Source organism: Rothia mucilaginosa, from assembly GCF_019334805.1.
Classification (GTDB): Bacteria; Actinomycetota; Actinomycetes; order Actinomycetales; family Micrococcaceae; genus Rothia; species Rothia mucilaginosa_C.
In genome coordinates, this window is record NZ_CP079822.1 from 2,222,941 (window position 1) to 2,240,235 (window position 17,295).

Here is a 17,295-nt window from a genome sequence, read left to right on the forward strand (position 1 = left end):
CATGTAAAGGTTATTTTCATGGCTGAAATTTACGATAATCTTGGTTACCTTCCGCAGGGGGAGGGTAAGGGCGCGAAGCTTGCTGACGCGCTGCATCGCACGATGGAGTACTATGACCGTCTGGATATTGCGACGGGCTATATGAACTTGAGCGCGTGGGATGAGTTCGCTGATGAGATTGGTCAAGCTCCGTTTGAGCCAGGCACTCCGGTGGCTCGTATTCTGCTGGGTATGGTGCCTCGTTCGATTACGGAGCAGATGCATCGTGAGGCGCAGGCGGAGATGCGCGGCGAGTCGGTGTCTTCAGCACCGAAGAATGATGAGCGTGCTGGTTATCGTGATGAGCTGGTTCAGCATTTGCGTGGGCAGTTGATGGCTGGTGGTACGAGTTCTTCGCGTCGCCAGGCTTTGTTGACTCTGAAGGAACATTTGGAGTCTGGCCGTGTGCAGATGAAGGTGTACACGAAGCAGGCGTTGCACGGTAAGACGTATGTTGCGCATACTCCGAAGCCTGGCAATATGCATCCGGTGATGAGTTTTGTGGGTTCTTCGAACTTTACTCGTCCGGGTTTGCACACGAATTTGGAGCTCAATGTTGAGTTGACTGATTCGGATCATGCGGCGAAGTTGAAGAATTGGTTTGAGAAGCTGTGGCGTGAGCGTACGTCGTTTGATATTACCCGCGAGATTATTGATTTGATTGATCAGTCGTGGGTTGAGCCGGCTGACCCGTATGACGTGTACATGAAGGTCTGCTATGAGCTGTCTGAGGATGCTCGTTTTGGTGAGCAGGAGTATGCGCTTTCTCCGCGGTTGGAGCATATGCTGATGGATTACCAGAAGTCGGCTGCTCATACGTTGGCGCGCCGTTTGATGCGCCGTGGCGGCACGATGCTGGGTGACGTGGTGGGTCTGGGTAAGACTTTGACTGCGATTGCTGTGGCGTCGATGTTGCAGAACGAAGAGAATATGCGCGTTCTGGTGTTGTGCCCTAAGAACTTGGAGCAGATGTGGGATAAGCATCTGAGTGAGTATGACGTGGTGGGTAAGGTGGTTCGCTATTCGATGGCGGCTGCTGAGTTGCCTGATTTGGCGCGTTATCAGTTGGTGATTTGCGATGAGTCGCATAATCTGCGTAATGAGAATACGCAGGTGTGGCGCGCCATTAAGGAGTATGTCTCGCGTAATGAGTCGCGTGTTCTGCTTCTGACTGCGACCCCGTTTAACTTGTCGTTTAGTGATGTGAAGGCGCAGCTGGCTCTGTATCTTGATGAGGATGCTGACCTGGGCATCATTCCGGAGGCGGGTTTGAAGGAGTACCCGAGGAAGTTCGACAAGCTGGAGGGTAACCTGTCGACCCTGCGTGCTTTTGAGATTTCTGAGGAGCCGGAGGATTGGCGCACGCTGATGAGTGACCATCTGGTGCGTCGTACTCGTGCGTACACGAAGCGTCAGGCGCCGACGGAGATGTGGACTTCTCCTGATGGTTTGGTGACGAAGGAGCGTAGCTACCTGGAGCTGTCGACGGGTAAGTTCTATTATCCGGATTGGGTGTCGCAGCCGGTGAGCCATAGTTTTAAGGCTGATGACCCTGCTCGTTTTATGGAGGATGACCAGACCCTTGATGATTTGAGGGATTTGCGTCTGCCGCGTTATGACATTTCTGGGTATGACAACCCGAGTGCATACCATTCTCCGGAAGATAGGGCGATTATTGAGGCGGCTCGTTCGGGTCGCGGTAATGTGCGTGGCTTTGTGCTTTCGGGCCTGTATAAGCGTTTGAGCTCTTCGGGTTATTCGTTTATTCAGTCGTTGACTCGTCAGTTGATTCGTAATGAGCTGTGGATTTATGCGATTGACCATCAGCTGAGCGTTCCGACGGGTAGTTTCTCGGATGACCAGTTGGGTCTGGAAGGTTCTGACGCGGCTGATTTTGAGTCTGTGGATGGCCTGCAGGTTCAGGACCTGGGCGGAAACCTGGAGCAGATGTATGAGAGCCTGGTTCAGAGTGCACCGGCTCAGACGAGGTGGGTTTCCTCGAAGGTCTTTACGTCTCGTCTGCGTGATGATTTGCAGCATGATAGCGAGCTGATTAAGGCTATGCTGAGGCGTTTTGGCATGTGGCAGGTTGAGACTGACTCGAAGCTGCATGCTCTGCGTGATTTGATTGAGCAGAAGCACGCGAACGATAAGGTGTTGGTGTTCACGGAGTATAAGGACACTGCGTACTACATTGCTGAGGGCCTGCGGAAGCTGGGCGTTGAGAATGTGGCGGCGGTGGCTGGTGATACTGATGATCCGGCTTCGTATGCTCGTCGTTTCTCGCCGGTGTCGAACCGTGTGCCGACGGAGCAGGCATCTGATGCGGAGGCTCCTGCCCAGAACGGTTCTGATGAGCTGCGTGTGCTGGTAGCGACCGACGTGCTGTCTGAGGGTCAGAACCTTCAGGATGCTCACGTGGTGGTGAACTATGACTTGCCGTGGGCGATTATTCGTCTGATTCAGCGTGCGGGTCGTGTGGACCGTGTGGGTCAGATTCATCATGAGGTGAACGTGTATCTGATTTCGCATCAGACGGTGGAGAGGACTTTGAAGTTGCGTTCGCGTATTCGTGAGCGTTTGGAGTCTGCCGCTAAGGCTTTTGGGGCTGATCAGGCGTTCTTTACTGATATGTCTTCTGATGATGCTGCGGCTCGTACTCTTGAGGATTTCTACTCGGGCAATCTGGATAGCTCGGAGCCTGATGAAGAGGGTATTGACGCGGTGTCTGAGGCTGCTGAGCGTTGGGCTGATTTTGCGAAGAAGTATCCTGAGGATGCTGAGCGGATTATGAAGATGCAGGATAAGCGTTTGGCTACTCGCGCGTTGCGTGGTGAGTCGGCTGTTCATCCGGCGGATGATAATGCTTTGATGGTGTCGTATGTGCGCACGAACTCTGAGATTGACCTGTTTGCGGTGAGGTCGTATGACCCGGCTACGGACAGCACGAAGGAGAGCATGGTGCCGCCGGCGAAGGCTCTGGGCTTGTTCTATGCGGAGTATTCGACGCCGAGTCAGGAAACTGATCCGAAGGATTATGACCTGCAGCAGAAGTTGACTCAGTATGTTTTGCGGCAGGAGGGCACGACGCACGGTAATCTGCGTGGTGTGCGCCGTCAGGTGTTCCGCCGTTTCTACGGGGCTGATAACACGGCTTCGCTGGATACTTTGGAACTGCAGGAGCGGGAGCGGAAGGTGCTGGATAAGCTGTACCATTACCCGCTGCGTCGTCAGGCTGAGTCTGAGCTTCGCCGTATGCTGCGCCGTAAGGCGGATAACCGCTCTTTGTTGGATGCGTTGTTGCGCATGCAGCAAGATGATGAGTTGTTGGTGAAGGAATCTGATATGCAGATGGCACGCGTGGTGTGTTCGTTGGCGATTTCGGATCCTGATTTTGAGGGGAAGAATCCCGTGCATTAGTGCGCCCTGGTGGGTGCTATGGCCTGTGGTGCGGGGCGCGGTGAAGCGTCTCGCACCGCGGGGCTGTGTGTAGTTTTTCTGTGAATCGGTTGGTTCACTATTCTCTTGTGAAGGAGTATTTTTATGGCTGTTGTGTGGCCTGATGATGACCTGGACCAGGCGCGTTCGTACCTGGTGGAGGGTCGCCTGGGTGATTTCTTTAGGGAATCTCTGGGCTGGGATGACTCGGATTTGGGAGATTCCTCGTTTCAGACTGTGAAGGTGGATGACCCGCTGGTTCCTTCTGGCGTGTTGAACGTGGAGTGTGTGGCGGTGCAGTCGGGCATTCCGGTGTGGGTGTGCCGTGTGGACCGTATTCCGTCGAACACTTCGCAGCTTGAGGTTGACCGCACGTTGCGTGCGTTGAGCATGCACCGCCTGTGCATTTTTGTGCAGGAGGGTGTTGGTTTTACGCCGCGTCAGGTGTGGCGTTGGCCGAGCGCTTCGTCGTCGCGTTTGACTCGTCATGAGCTGTTGGTGACGGATGAGGCTCAGGTTGAGGCGCTGTTGGAGCGTTGTGCTCTGCTGTATCTGACCTCTGATGACATTGCGAATGGCGTGTCGATTCTGGGTCTTTTGGACCGTATGCGTCGTGGTTTTGATGTTGAGACGGTGAATGAGACTCGTGTTGCGTCGAACCAGATGGCGGGTCTTTTTGAGTCGTTGGCGAAGGCTGGCATGTCGGAGGCTCAGATTTCGACGGTGATGGCGCGCCTGTTGTTCTTGCTGTTTGCTGATGATACGCAGATGTGGTCTGAGTCTGAGGATGCGAACTCGTTTGAGCGGATGATTCGTGGCACCCATCAGGAGGGTACGGATCTGGCTCAGCGCTTGAATGAGCTTTTTGGCCTGTTGAATAAGAAGCCTTCGGGTACCTCGGCTGTGGCGGATGCTCCGGATTATCTGTCTGGTTTTAAGTACGTGAACGGTGGCATGTTTGCGGACGCGGTGCCGCTTCCTGCTGAGATGAGCGGTGCGGTGGCGAAGACGTTCCGTCAGCAGCTGTTGGCGACTTCGGAGCGTGATTGGTCGAAGGTTTCTCCGGCTATTTTCGGTTCGATGTTCCAGTCGGTGCGTGACGCGAAGACTCGTCGTGAGATGGGTGAGCACTATACCTCGGAGGAGGATGTGCTGAAGACCCTTGGCCCGCTGTTCCTGGACGAGCTGCGGGATAAGTTCACGGGGGCAGAGGAGAAGTCAGATGAGGTGACTCGTCTGCGTAACCTGCGCCGTGAACTGGCGAATATCCGCTTCATTGACCCTGCGTGTGGCTGTGGTAACTTCATCATCATTGCGTACCGTGAGATGCGTAAGCTGGAGCTGGACGTCCTGGTCCGTCTACGTAATCTGGGTCAGATTGATGAGAGCGAATTGAGCTCGCTGGTCGTGGGTAAGGCTGGCGTGAGTGAGGACGTGCGTAAGCGTGCCCGCTCGATTGAGCCTCTGGTGACTATCGATAATTTCTATGGCCTGGAGCTTGATCCGTGGCCCGCGTCGATTGCGCGCACCGCGATGTTCTTGGTCGAGCGTCAGATGGATCAGAAGATGATGGAGGATTTTGGCTACGCCCCGGTGCGTCTTCCTCTGAGCCATAGCGCCCACATTCTTGAGGGCGATGCCTTGACTGAGGTTAACCCTGCCTCGGGTGAGCGTGTAGATCGTGACTGGTCAAAGGTTCTGCCGGTGACCGCGCAGGACGTAGCGGACGGCGTGCGCGTGTACATTGCGGGTAACCCGCCTTTCGTCGGTCAGGCGAAGAAGGGTGATGCTCAGGACCAGGGTATGCGCTTGGCGTGGGGCGATGACTATGCTGGCTACCTGGATTTTGCGACGGCGTGGTTGGCTAAGGCTGCTCGCTATCTGAAGACATTGCAGGAGCAGACTGAAGCGCTGGATGTGAAGGTAGTTCCTGGTGATTTTGCCTTCGTGTCTACGAATTCGATTGTTCAGGGTCAGCCGGTTGCTTCGCTGTTTGCGCCGTTGTTCCGTGATGGCTGGCGTATTAAGTTTGCCTATCGTACATTCCCGTGGGTTTCTGAGGCCGCGGGTAAGGCTGCCGTGCACTGCGTGATTACGGGCTTTACTCGTTCAGCTGCTCCGGAGAAGTCTCGCACTGTTCGAGTTTTTGACTATGATTGGTCGACTCGCCGAACGGTAGAGCAGGAACCGGTTCATGCTCTGAACGCCTACCTGGTGGAGGGCCCGAACGTCTTGGCGGAGAAACGATCTAAGCCTCTGTCTTCTTTGATTCCTGAGGTGGTGCGTGGAAGCCAGCCGACGGATGGTGGAAATCTGATTGTTGAGGTGGAGGACTACCCGGTGGTTGCCGCTGACCCGGTGGCGGTCCGTTATCTGCGTCCTTTCGTTGGTGCTAAGGAGCTGGTGCAGGGACTGGAACGCTGGTGCCTGTGGCTGGAAGATGCCTCGGAAGAGGAAATTGCTTCGAGCCCGGTGCTGAGTGCTCGCGTGGAGGCTAACCGCGAGTGGCGTTCTGCTCAGCCTCAGAAGGGAGACGCATATAAGCTTCGCGATATTCCGCATCTCATGCGTCCGAATAAGGCGCGCCCTGTAGAGCCGTATGTGTGCATCCCGTCTGTGGTATCTGCGAATCGTCCGATTTTTACGGTTAAGCGTTTTTCTGCAGACACTATTGCAAGCAATGCAACGTTTACTGCGCTCGACCCTGATGGTTTCCTCTTTGGTCTGATTTCTTCTTCGATGTTTATCATCTGGCAACGTACTGTCGGTGGTCAGTTGAAGTCTGATTTGAGATTCTCGAATACGGTGGTGTGGAATAACCTTCCGTTGCCGCAGATTTCTGAGGAGCAGCGTCGTAAGGTGATTGCTGCGGGCCGTAAGGTGTTGGCGGCGCGTGAGGCGATTGAGGAGCGTGCGGGTGAGCCGGTGTCGCTGGCTGATATGTATGCTTCGTTGGCGACGATGGATCCGGCGTTGCGTGCGGCGCATGATGAGTTGGATTCTGCGGTGGATGTCGCTTTTGGTGCGACTCGTCGTTGTTCTTCTGATGAGGCGCGTTTGAAGATTCTTTTTGAGCGCTATCAGGAGCTGACTGCGGCGGAGGAAGCCGCGAAGCCGGCTAAGAAGCCTCGCGCTCGCAGGCGAACCGCTAAGTAGCTGATTTGATAGGTGAAGGGCTGTGTGCTGGCTGAGTTATTCTCGGCGAGCATGCAGCCCTCCCGCATACCTGCACAATTTGACCGATTCAGGGGCAGAAATTTCGTAATGAATCTATACTGAGGTTTGAGGGCGGATAGCACTCAGATTCTATGGGTATTTCCTGTTTTGATAAGGAGTTCTAATGTTTACACCCATTCACCGCGCCCTGGGCTTGGAACCTGGGAATCTTACGCTGGAGCTTATTGAAAAGGCTATTGAGGCAGGCCTGGAAGAGACTGCAGATTTCGATATGAAACGAGTTGTTCCAGATCTCAAGGCTGATAAATCTAAGCAAGAAGTCGCTAAGGATATCGCTGCTATGGCGAATAGCGGCGGCGGATGGATTATTTATGGTGTGGGCGAAGGAGCATCCGATATTGCTGGATCTATACACCCTTGTGAATGGACTGCTACAGAAGAACAGCAGATGTTGAATATTGCCTATACCAAAGTTGACCCTCCGGTTGTAGGCCTGGAGTTCAATAAAATTTCTTGTGGAGAAAACCCGGATGAAAAATATCTTGTACTAATGCATATTCCGGATTCGGTGGATGCTCCCCATTTTGCTCGGGCGGAGAAGAATAATTTTTCTGCTCCACGCCGTAACGGCCCCCATACAAAACCGATGACCTATCGGGATATTGAGCGCGGTTTCCGTGAGCGTTTCCAGCGTGGCGTCGAACAGGAAAAGACTCTACAGGGGTACTTTGAACAGGCGGCAGATGCTCTCTGCTCTTATGAAGCCAACCCTGAACAAGGAGTCTTCCTTGCCATTGCAGCTGTTCCTGTTACCCCTAGTAGTTCTCCAGATTCAGCGGGCAGGAATGCATGTATGCGGTATACTACCCCGGGTATATATCCATACTTTATGGCTTCACAGCGAGGAAATTATCCAAACGAAGGAAAAACCTATACTAACTTTACTTTTATTTGGACTCAAGGAGAACGCGTTAAAGGAATGCGCCGGTGGGTGATTCGAAACTTACCGCAAACAACCGCTGGTAAATATCGCAAATACCTGCACGATGATGGAACTTTGTTGGGAGCCTATCAGCTCGGGGGTGTATACAACAAGTCAGCCCCTTCGGACCAATATCCAGTCGGAGAACGTAATCATTGTATGTCCCGAGATATTGAGGGTGCGCTAATAGATTTCTTCTCCCTTCTTCGGGAACATGCACAAGAACGCCGTGTGTTTGGGGGATTCCGCATTCGTGTTGGTTTGGTAGGTGATACTAATAGACCAATTTTGGTGAGGACCTCTGAAGGGGTCACGGGGAATCTTATGCCTGAAAGCTACTCTGAACCCATTAATCGTTTTCAGCCGGTGTCTACATTTATTGATCCGCTGGCACCGATTGAAGATGTCTTGCCGCCGTTGCGTGCTCTGGCTCTAGATATTGTGAACCAGGGCGGTATTCAGAACCTGCAGGTTATTGCTGGAGAAGAGTCTTAGCCGGATTCATATCCCGCCCAGAAGCCACATGTGTTTCGAAAAGCCACTTCTTTGGTGGCTTTTCGAAACACATGTGGCTTTTCGCCGTTCTTGTGGGTGGCCCGTGCTTTACCCCCGGGTAAATCCCGTTTCGCTTATCGTGTCAGGGGTCCTTCCTATTCTGTAATCAGAAGCACCGAAGCCCACGCGCCGAGAGCACCGCAGCCTCCCAGCGCATCCCGAGAGAAAGGACCCCCACCATGGCACGCAGCCCCGAAGCCGAAGCCCGCTACAAGGCCTACCAGAAGAAGTACCACGCCGAACGCAACGCCCGCGCCCGCTACTCCTACGAGAGGCTCGAAAAGGACTACCGCGTCGTCGTCAACGGCAAGGACCTCTCCGCCGAACTCATGCAGCGTCGAGCCCCCGGCATCACCGGCGAAACCCCCTGGGACAAGGACCTGACCGTCCACCCCTATAAGTGGCGCCGCCAGGGCATGCCCAAGGACCTCCCCAGCTACGTGAGGGACGCATTCGGCGATGCAGCCCCTTACGAATCCTTCACCGACCCGCGCATGCTCTTCGACTGCTCCCTCTTCGACAACATGACCGACGAAGAAATCGCCTACTTCAACGATGAGAAGCACTGGGTTGTCGAGAAGCTGGATACTGACATTACCCTTAAGAACGAACTGGAGGGCGAGCCCGGCGTGTACGGCTACCTCGTGCACGTGAACCGAGGACGCAAGGAGGTGAACAACCCTCCGAAGGGCCGCCCGCGGTACAAGCGCAAGGACGGCAAGGAACTCATCTGGGATGACCCGCGCCTGGACGCACCCTGGTGGCAGGAATGCGGCGATTACATCTACGTGTACCTGAATGAGAAGGAAGCTCGTGATTCCTTCAAGCAGCAGAAGATGCGCCTGGACGACCTGAACCAGGAGGTGCGCCTGTACCGCCTGACCAAGCCCATCAGCATCAGCGAGGCCCGCGCGTGGCTGAACAGTGACCACCCGCTGCGCGAAGAGAAGCACGGCGCCATCACCCTGGACGCCTTCGGCACCGGACAGTACGGCCGCCCCGGTGAACTTCGCCTGCCGCAGCAGCCCGCCCCTGATGAGGATGAGCAGGATCGTATTGCTGAGGAAGAGTACTGGAACAGCCTCACCCCCGAAGAGCAGCAGAAGACCCTGGACGACCTGGAGTACTACCAGGCCCTGGAAGAGAAGCGTCGCCAGATCAACAAGGAACGCTGCGACGCTATGGAGCCGATGTACACGGAGCGTTTCAACATCGACACCTACATGGCATCGGAACTGGCGAAGGTCGAAGCAGAAGTAGAAGCCGACCCCGACGACGAAGAAGCCGCCGAATGGGCACAGACCCTGCGGGACGCAATCCCCAAGATGACCCTTGACGACAAGCTCAAGTACCTCGGCGAAAACATGTACTGGGAAGACCCCGACGGGTGCGAAGAACTGCTGCGCACCCTGAACATCATCACCCCGTACGAGACGCAGCTTCGCCTCGCATACGTACTGGACCCGAGCCAGTGGATGATCGAACACGCCGTCAACATCCATAAGGCAAAACTGAAGAACGGCACCGAAACCAAGAAGCTCAACTTCCGCCGCAAGGATGGTCAGTACTATCTGAACGAAGCGCAGGAAGAATACGTGCGTGAGGTGCAGCTGGATAACTTCGCTTACGAAGGCGAACGCGGTTCCATCGAACTTCTACGACTCGTGTATGACAACGAACGGTACCCCTGCCTTGACGACGACCAGTACGAAGAAATCAACGGCTTCTCCTGGGAGACCATCAACATGGAGGACTACCGCGCCGGCCGCCTGCTGCCCTTCGGCGACGGTTTTCCCCGCGGGGCGTTTGGCCCCAAGCATGACCGTATCGAGTACCTGGCTGATCTGCTCAAGCGTGGTGAGATTGACGTGCCGACCTTCTGGGAGCGCGTTAAAACCAATTCGTACGTGGGCACCGTGGAAAAGTTCGGTCCTGACGGGGAAGAATCCTTTATCATCACGAAGAAGAACTGGCGTCAGTTCGTTAATTTTCGAGAAGAACGGCCGAACAGTGAGTCGGACTCCTTGTGGTACTCCCAGTTCCCCGAAGAACTTGGAGGCGACGATTTCGTGGACCTCATGGAACGAACCTACAACTGGCGCATCGCAGACTGGGAAGCATGGATCGACTCGCTACCCGACGACTGGTACGCGGTGAACACCGAGGCAGTCCAGGCCGCTCTCGATGAGTACGAGTACGGGGTCCTTGGAATCGACATTGTGCTCGTCTGGGGCCGGGAGCTTAAGCGCCGCCGCGGCAAGTAGCCCGCCAGGCTAAAGTGCCGGTAAAACAAGCGCCGGTAAAACACAGGGCGCGGCGCACCCGCACAGTTGGATGCGCCGCCCCTCCGCCCGCCACCATGCTCGCTGCCCGCCAAACTCACCGCTGAGAGCGCGCTCGCCGGTGGGAGTACAGCCACCGCATCGCGATTTATCGCGAAAAAAGCACCCCTGCCCGCTTAGCCTGTCAGGGGAGTAGCGTACAGTAAAACACATCACACACCCACACAATCGAATCCGATAAACAACCACACCCCAAGGAGTGAACATGCCGCACAACGCCGTATCACACATCCAGCAGCAGTACGCCGCACACCACCCGCGATGCAACACCTTCGCCCTGGACAAGCCCAAGAGCGCAGCCTATGGCTACACGGCCGCCTTCATCGCGTTCAGCAACGCGGACGGCACGCCCACCAACGAGACGCTCACCCTCGACAGCATCCACGCCGCCGCAGAAGCCTGCCAGGTCATCGACATGGGCTTCGACTACACGCCCTACTACGACGGCGAACCGGTCAACCCGCCCACCTGCCACCTCATCATGGGCACCAACTTCGGCGAATCGAACAAGAAGTATGCGCTTTCCTCGCTCTACGGCACGGCGCGGATCTACCTGATTACCGCCGACGCACCCACCGTCAAAGTCGACGGGTTCATGACGAAGCTGTCCATGTTCGTCAACAAGATGCGTAACAGCGAAACCTGGAACCGCGCCAAAGCATACATTCTGAGCACCTCACCGGCAGGGGAGGAGCTGCAGAGCCTCGCGTGCTCCTTCACCACCTTCGCCATGCCGCGCAAGTACATCGTGGACCACGAGAAGCCCTGGCGACCCGAGAAGGAAATCGTCGTCAACAACAGCCTGCAGATGGCATTCCGACCCGGCATTTTCTGGCCGAAGCAGTCCGCCGTGGACCCCTCGCGTCCGCTGACCGTGCGTGCCTCTGAAGGCCCCGCAACCTTCGACAGCCTCTCGGATCTTACCTGCGGCGGCGTCCCCGTTGAGAAGGCGGCGAAAGCCCTGGAAAAGCGGCAGAACATCAACACCTACATCTACCACTTCGCCTACCCGAAGAACCTGGGGGAGCAGCCGAACCTCGCCGTCATCAGCTACATGGTGGATGTGCTCGCCCTGCACCTGCGCGAACTGGACAAGCTGCAGCTGGCACCGAACGCACAGCCGCCGCTTGAGTGGACCATGGAGGACATGCTTTTCAGCTCGGCGTTCGTTGTTCAGGATCTTGCGGAGCAGAGTGGCGTTCCTGAGGGGTCGCACTTGCAGGTTCCTAGCGGCCAGCCGCGACAGCGTGTACAACAGGCCCGCCCGGAGCGTCCGGCACCTACCGCTCAGCCTGCACCCGCTACTCGTCCTGCTCAGGAGGCGCGCCCGGCTCCCGCACAGCGTTCGGCACCTGCCCAGCCGCAGCAGCCGAACCCGCGCCCCGCGTACTCTAACCCGCCGCGCCCCGCGGCGAACCAGGCGGCGGCAAATCATGCAGAACCCGCGTACCAGCAGGCTCCTCAGCCGAGCCCTGAGTACCGCCAGAACCCGCAGGGATACCAGGCACAGGGCTACGCGGACGCCCCGCACCGCGCAGAATCCCCGTACCGACCCGATGCCCACTACCACCCGGGTGCTCAGCCTCAGGCAGGCGCGTACCAGGCGCAGGGCTACCAGCCGAACCCGCAGCACCCGCAGGCGAACTACCCGTACCAGCCGGCGCCTCCCCAGTACCAGCAGAACCCGGCGTATCAGCAGAACCCCGCGTATCAGCAGGAAGCGCCGAGCCAGCAGCGTCCGGTTTTCCAGCCGACCCCCACGGGCACCCGCAACACTGGAAACCAGAAGGGTTTCTGGGGTAAGGTCGCGTCATTCCTGAGGGGTGAGTAGACCCGAATGTAGCGGCGGCTAGCCGACGGTTATCTGCCCAGGGTTATTCCGCCCAGAGGTAATCTGCCCAGAAGCCACATGTGTTTCGAAAAGCCACTTCTTTGGTGGCTTCTCGAAACACATGTGGCTTTTCGCCGTTCATAGGGGAGGAGGAACGGGGTCCTTCGATAGGTTAGTGTCTTCGCCGTGGGTCTTTAACCCGCAGTAAAGACAGCAACCTATCGAAACAGTCAGCTACCCGCCGTGTAATCTACCCCCTCTGCACAGCACCGATTTCCGGTCATGGGTCAGTGACTTTGGTGGGGGTTAAAACCCCAGCCCAGAGTCACTAACCCATGGTCGAAGTCCGTAACCCATGACCGAATTTCCCGTGCGGTGTGTGGGAGACGGGACAACGGCGCACGGGAGGCAGGCCCATCCGCACCTAATCTTCCGTGCGGCGGGGGAGCGCGCCTCAGAAAACCCCTCGTCACACAATATTTTTGTGTGTTTTCTCCGGCACGGGCGGTGCAGCCCCTTATCTTGTCAGGGGTGCCCCGTACCTTAGGCTGTAGAGAACAATGACGCGTTCTCATTCCTCCATCGAACGACCAAAGGAGAAACCCATGTACACGGATGGCTACTACAGCGATGAAGACTTCCGCACCTTCTGCTCCGGTCAGGACGCCGTCAATATTGACGACTTCTTCACTGACAACGGCGAATACCTCATGGTGTACCTGCCGGAGGTGACCGACCGCGAGTTCCTCGCCGGCCTCCGCTATGGTAACGGCTGCGACGCGCTCTGCCAGAGCGGATACGCCCTCGACGAGGCAGAAGAGGCCCTCCGCGACATGTATGCGCTCGCCGTGTAGCCCGCCCATCTGTCACAGATGGGGATCCGGTCATGAGTTGCGGATTTGTGCCATAGGTTAGCGTCTTTGGTCGTAGTTAAAAGCCATGGTCGAAGACACTAAACCATGGCACAAATTCTGCTGAGGTGGTGCTTCCGCGGGCGCAAAGATATTTGATGCATAAAACATTGAGAAGCCCGAATATTGACCAACCACCGTCATCATCCTCAAAAGAGTGCAAACGACCGCAAACATGCGGTAGGGTGGTAACTGTAGCGTTCCATAGCGCATTGATGCGCTTGTTGGGCGCGCTACGGGGCTGTTTTTCTTCCGGCAGTCAATGCAACCTGTGAATAACGGCCCGACATGCACATATTCACACCATCACCGATGATAGGAGCGTACCTTCTATGGACTCGACCATCTTTAATCGCCGCACCCTGCTGGGCAGCGGCGCACTTGTGGGCTTTGGAGCCTTGCTTGCGGCGTGCGGCCAGCAGGCAAATAACGAGGCGGCAGCCACGACTTCCGCCGCGCCGAGCGAATCGGCGTCGGCTTCTGCCGCAGTATCTGAGTCACCTTCGGCGAGCGCTACCCCCTCTACCGTCCGCGGCTACTCGGGCGGCTCAAAGGCGCCCGATGGGGAGTACCGTAAGGCTGATTGGCAGGGGCCTGCACAGAACGTGCCCAAGCCTCCGGCTCCCGAAGAGGGGTATCGCGAGAAGTCTATCTCTGGTTTGGAGAAGACCATTCGAGCTTGGGTTCTTCATGGAAACTACTCGATCCAGACTGGCGATTATTCCGTCACTAATACGTTTATTAGCCCTTCTTTCAAGGAAGAACTTGAGTTCAATAAGAAAATCTCTTCAACCTATGAGAAGGGTGGATGGGTTATTGGTGGCATACACAATTTTAAAGCTAATGGTTCCCCGTGGTCTGAAGATGGTATTTCCTATATCTGGCGCGCTTATCGCGAGTGGGATTTTGTTATGTATGTTGAGCCAGATGGTAGCTGGGAGAGTTTTGAAAATGAAAAGGACGCAAATAATATGTGGGATATTAAATTGAGTCACAACGGCGAGCGCTGGCTTGTAGAATCTACTACCCTGGTCAAAGAATAATACTAAAATGAAAAATTTTACTAAAGTTTCGGCTATATCATTAGCGATAATATGTTCATTTTCAAATATCTCATGGGCTGTAGAAGGGGAATTTCAGTCCTACTCTGAGTGCGCAGCAAAAAACCCAAACTCTGCTCAAGTATGTGAAACAATTTTTGTCAACAAAAGTCCCAACGCTTCATCCGAGAGCACAGTTCGTGCAAATGGTAAAAATTCTTCTGGAGGAAGTACACATCGTCAAAAACAAGAGTCAGAAGCAATTGAAAAAGCAAAAACCCAAGTCCATGAGTGGGAAAAGAGCCACAACCCCAATGGTTTTGATGTCTACTCTTCCAAAAATAACCCCGGTGTCCTTTACTGCGTAACCCCGGGAGGAAAAGTCGGTATCTATAAACACACCAACCTCAGCCCTGAAAGTGATGTAGGGTTCAAAGACCGCGGTCTTCCAATGAAGAGCCCCACCAGTGCTAACTGCATCCCCTCAGACATCAAGGCTGTTCAGGACACTAAATCCAAGGCAAACGACGGCCCGACCTGGGAGCAAATGATGGCGCAGATCATTGAGGCTGCCCAGTCGCTAGAGCCCGGCAAGCCGACCCTGCACCAGTCCTACAACAACCCCGCAGGCACCGGCCGAACAGAAGGCGACCCCAACGTGTACAAGGGCGATCAGGTCAACTTCTACGTTGACGATGGCGGCCCCTACCGTCTGGAAGCAGACATGCTCGCCGGACACGTCGAAATTGAGCTCATGCCCTCCTCCTATGTCATCGAGTACGGCAATGGTGATACAGACACCCACTACACCGCGGGCAAACCGGTCACCACCTACCCGCGTGAGCGTCCGAGGCAGACGGATACCAGCTACGCCTACCAGCGTTCGGGTAACTTCCACGCGTACGCGACCGTGCACTACACGGCTCGTTTCCGTGTGGACGGTGGCCCGTGGCAGATGATGATGGTGACCCCGCAGGCGACCAGTGACCCGCTGCTGGTGCGTGTGTGGTGGGTTGATGTGGGCCGCGTGGCTGGTGACTGCAGTTATGACGACACTCGTTGGGGCTGTAAGAACGACCCCACGATGGGTAAGCCGGACAACCCGAACCCCAGGTTGCGTAAGGCTGATATCCGCACTGGTCAGCGCTGGCACCTGAATGACAATGGTGACGGGGACACGGAGTATTCGTTGCACCGCGACTGGCCCGACATGTAAAGCCCGTGGGTCTTATGCTGAGAAGCCACATGTTCGCCGAGAAGCCACTTCTTTGGTGGCTTTTCGAAACACATGTGGCTTCTCGACTATCGGGGTTCTTCTCTTCGGTTGGTTAGTCTTCCGGTTTCTAGCCAGCCCCCCCCCTATTCACACATCACACCGATACGAGGAATGTATTTCCATGACTTCCGTTATTTTGAACCGCCGCACACTGTTGAGCGGCGGTACCCTTCTGGGTCTTGGTGCCCTGCTTGCGGCATGCGGCCAGCAGGCGGCTAATGAGGCGAGCGCCTCGGCAGCACCGAGCGAGACCGCCTCCGCCACGCCGAGCGAAATGACTTCCGCTTCAGCTTCTACGGCGGCTTCCGATGCCTCTTCTGCATCAGCTACTCCGAGCCCGGTCATTACCCGCGGCTACTCCGGCGGCTCAAAGGCACCTGACGGGGAGTACCGCGGAGCTGACCCTAACGGTCCGGCACAAAACGTTCCGAAACCTGCATCACCTGAGGACGGATACCGAGAAAAATCCAATGAAGGTCTACGCAAAACACTCAACGCGTGGATTGAATGGAACAACTACGGCGCCCAAACCGGAGACTACAGCCAAGCACGCAAATTCGTTGATAGCAGCTTTACCGAACTACTAGACTCCTACGAAGGTCTTGAAGCCCTCTACAAGCGAGGCGGCTGGATTATCGCGGGACTTGATCACTACATTGCTGACGGGAACCCCTGGATCGAGGGGGAGACTTACTTCTGGAAGGCGTACCGGGAGTGGGGTTACGTTATGTACATTGAACCTAACGGTGATTGGAAGTCTTACGAGAATGACAGAAAGGATGACGACACGTGGAAGTTCTCGTTCAAGTACACCTCTGAGGGCTGGAAGATTATCGATTTTGAACAAGTAGATGACTAAATAGGAAATATAAAGCACTTATTAGTATCGCAAGAATTCTTATTCTTGCTTCGAGAATTTCTCTATCTTCCGCTTTCTAATCAGCATCCCCCATTCACACCACACCGATAGAAGGAATCTACTTCCATGACTTCCGTTTTTCTTACTCGTCGAGCGTTGTTGAACGGCGGTGCACTCCTGGGCATGAGCACCCTGCTTGCGGCCTGCAGTCAGCAGGCTAATAACGAGGCGGCAGCCACCGCCTCAGCAGCGCCGAGCGAAACGGCTTCGGCGTCTGTAGCGGTGTCGGAGTCGCCTTCGGCAAGCGCTACCCCGTCTACTGTCCGAGGCTACTCGGGCGGATCAAAAGCACCCGATGGCGAGTACCGCCCTGCTGATAAATACGGTCCAGCACAGAATGTACCGAAACCCAATGCTCCGGAAGACGGCTACAACGAAAAGTCTCTAGAGGGCATGCGTAAGACGATGGATGCCTGGATTTTGTGGGGTAATTACGGTACTCAAACTGGCGATTACTCGATGGCTTTCAAGTTCATGTCCCCTACTTTTGAAGACGAACGTAAGGCCTATACAGGCGTCGAGGAACTTTACAAAAGCGGCGGATGGGTCATTGGCGGTATAAACCATTATCTTGCTGACGGTAACCCCTGGTCAGAAGACGGTGAAACCTATTTCTGGAAGGCGTACCGCGAATGGGATTACGAGACTTATGTTGAATCTGACGGTAGCTGGCGCAAATGGAGTAATGACGATAAAACCGATGACACCTTTAGATTTGAGCTGAAGCACAACGGGCAGAAATGGGAAATTATGAATTATGAGCCCGTTGATGACTAGTCCCTCCA

Annotated in this window: 10 protein-coding genes; all 10 read left to right on the plus strand. The window is 55.5% G+C overall.

From position 1 onward, the window contains the following. Positions 1–18 precede the first annotated feature (18 nt). The 10 genes from LPB405_RS08760 to LPB405_RS08805 all read left to right on the plus strand — a co-directional run bounded on the left by LPB405_RS08760 (position 19) and on the right by LPB405_RS08805 (position 17,287). The gene (locus LPB405_RS08760; protein WP_219101335.1) at positions 19–3,459 is read left to right on the plus strand and encodes a helicase-related protein; all 3,441 of its coding nucleotides are present in this window, start codon (positions 19–21) and stop codon (positions 3,457–3,459) included. A gap of 123 nt (positions 3,460–3,582) precedes the next feature. Then, positions 3,583–6,633: a DNA methyltransferase gene (locus tag LPB405_RS08765; protein ID WP_219101337.1), complete on the plus strand. Its 3,051-nt coding sequence runs from the start codon at positions 3,583–3,585 to the stop codon at positions 6,631–6,633. 184 nt (positions 6,634–6,817) lie between these two features. Next, positions 6,818–8,131, plus strand: coding sequence for an AlbA family DNA-binding domain-containing protein (locus LPB405_RS08770; protein ID WP_219101339.1), 1,314 nt, complete (start codon positions 6,818–6,820; stop codon positions 8,129–8,131). A gap of 239 nt (positions 8,132–8,370) precedes the next feature. Next, positions 8,371–10,455 (plus strand): hypothetical protein, encoded by a 2,085-nt coding sequence (locus tag LPB405_RS08775; protein WP_219101341.1) that lies wholly within the window; start codon positions 8,371–8,373, stop codon positions 10,453–10,455. A gap of 283 nt (positions 10,456–10,738) precedes the next feature. Next, on the plus strand, positions 10,739–12,364 hold the full coding sequence (locus tag LPB405_RS08780) for a histidine kinase (protein WP_219101343.1): 1,626 nt from the start codon (positions 10,739–10,741) through the stop codon (positions 12,362–12,364). 560 nt (positions 12,365–12,924) lie between these two features. Then, the gene (locus LPB405_RS08785) at positions 12,925–13,218 is read left to right on the plus strand and encodes a hypothetical protein (RefSeq protein WP_257604913.1); all 294 of its coding nucleotides are present in this window, start codon (positions 12,925–12,927) and stop codon (positions 13,216–13,218) included. A gap of 389 nt (positions 13,219–13,607) precedes the next feature. Further along, the gene (locus tag LPB405_RS08790; protein ID WP_219101345.1) at positions 13,608–14,318 is read left to right on the plus strand and encodes a DUF6318 family protein; all 711 of its coding nucleotides are present in this window, start codon (positions 13,608–13,610) and stop codon (positions 14,316–14,318) included. Positions 14,319–14,766: 448 nt separating this feature from the next. Next, positions 14,767–15,531, plus strand: coding sequence for a hypothetical protein (locus tag LPB405_RS09100; RefSeq protein WP_257604914.1), 765 nt, complete (start codon positions 14,767–14,769; stop codon positions 15,529–15,531). Positions 15,532–15,712: 181 nt separating this feature from the next. Continuing rightward, on the plus strand, positions 15,713–16,450 hold the full coding sequence (locus tag LPB405_RS08800) for a DUF6318 family protein (RefSeq protein ID WP_049345492.1): 738 nt from the start codon (positions 15,713–15,715) through the stop codon (positions 16,448–16,450). Between the two features lie 126 nt (positions 16,451–16,576). Next, positions 16,577–17,287: a DUF6318 family protein gene (locus LPB405_RS08805; protein ID WP_049354688.1), complete on the plus strand. Its 711-nt coding sequence runs from the start codon at positions 16,577–16,579 to the stop codon at positions 17,285–17,287. Positions 17,288–17,295 lie beyond the last annotated feature (8 nt).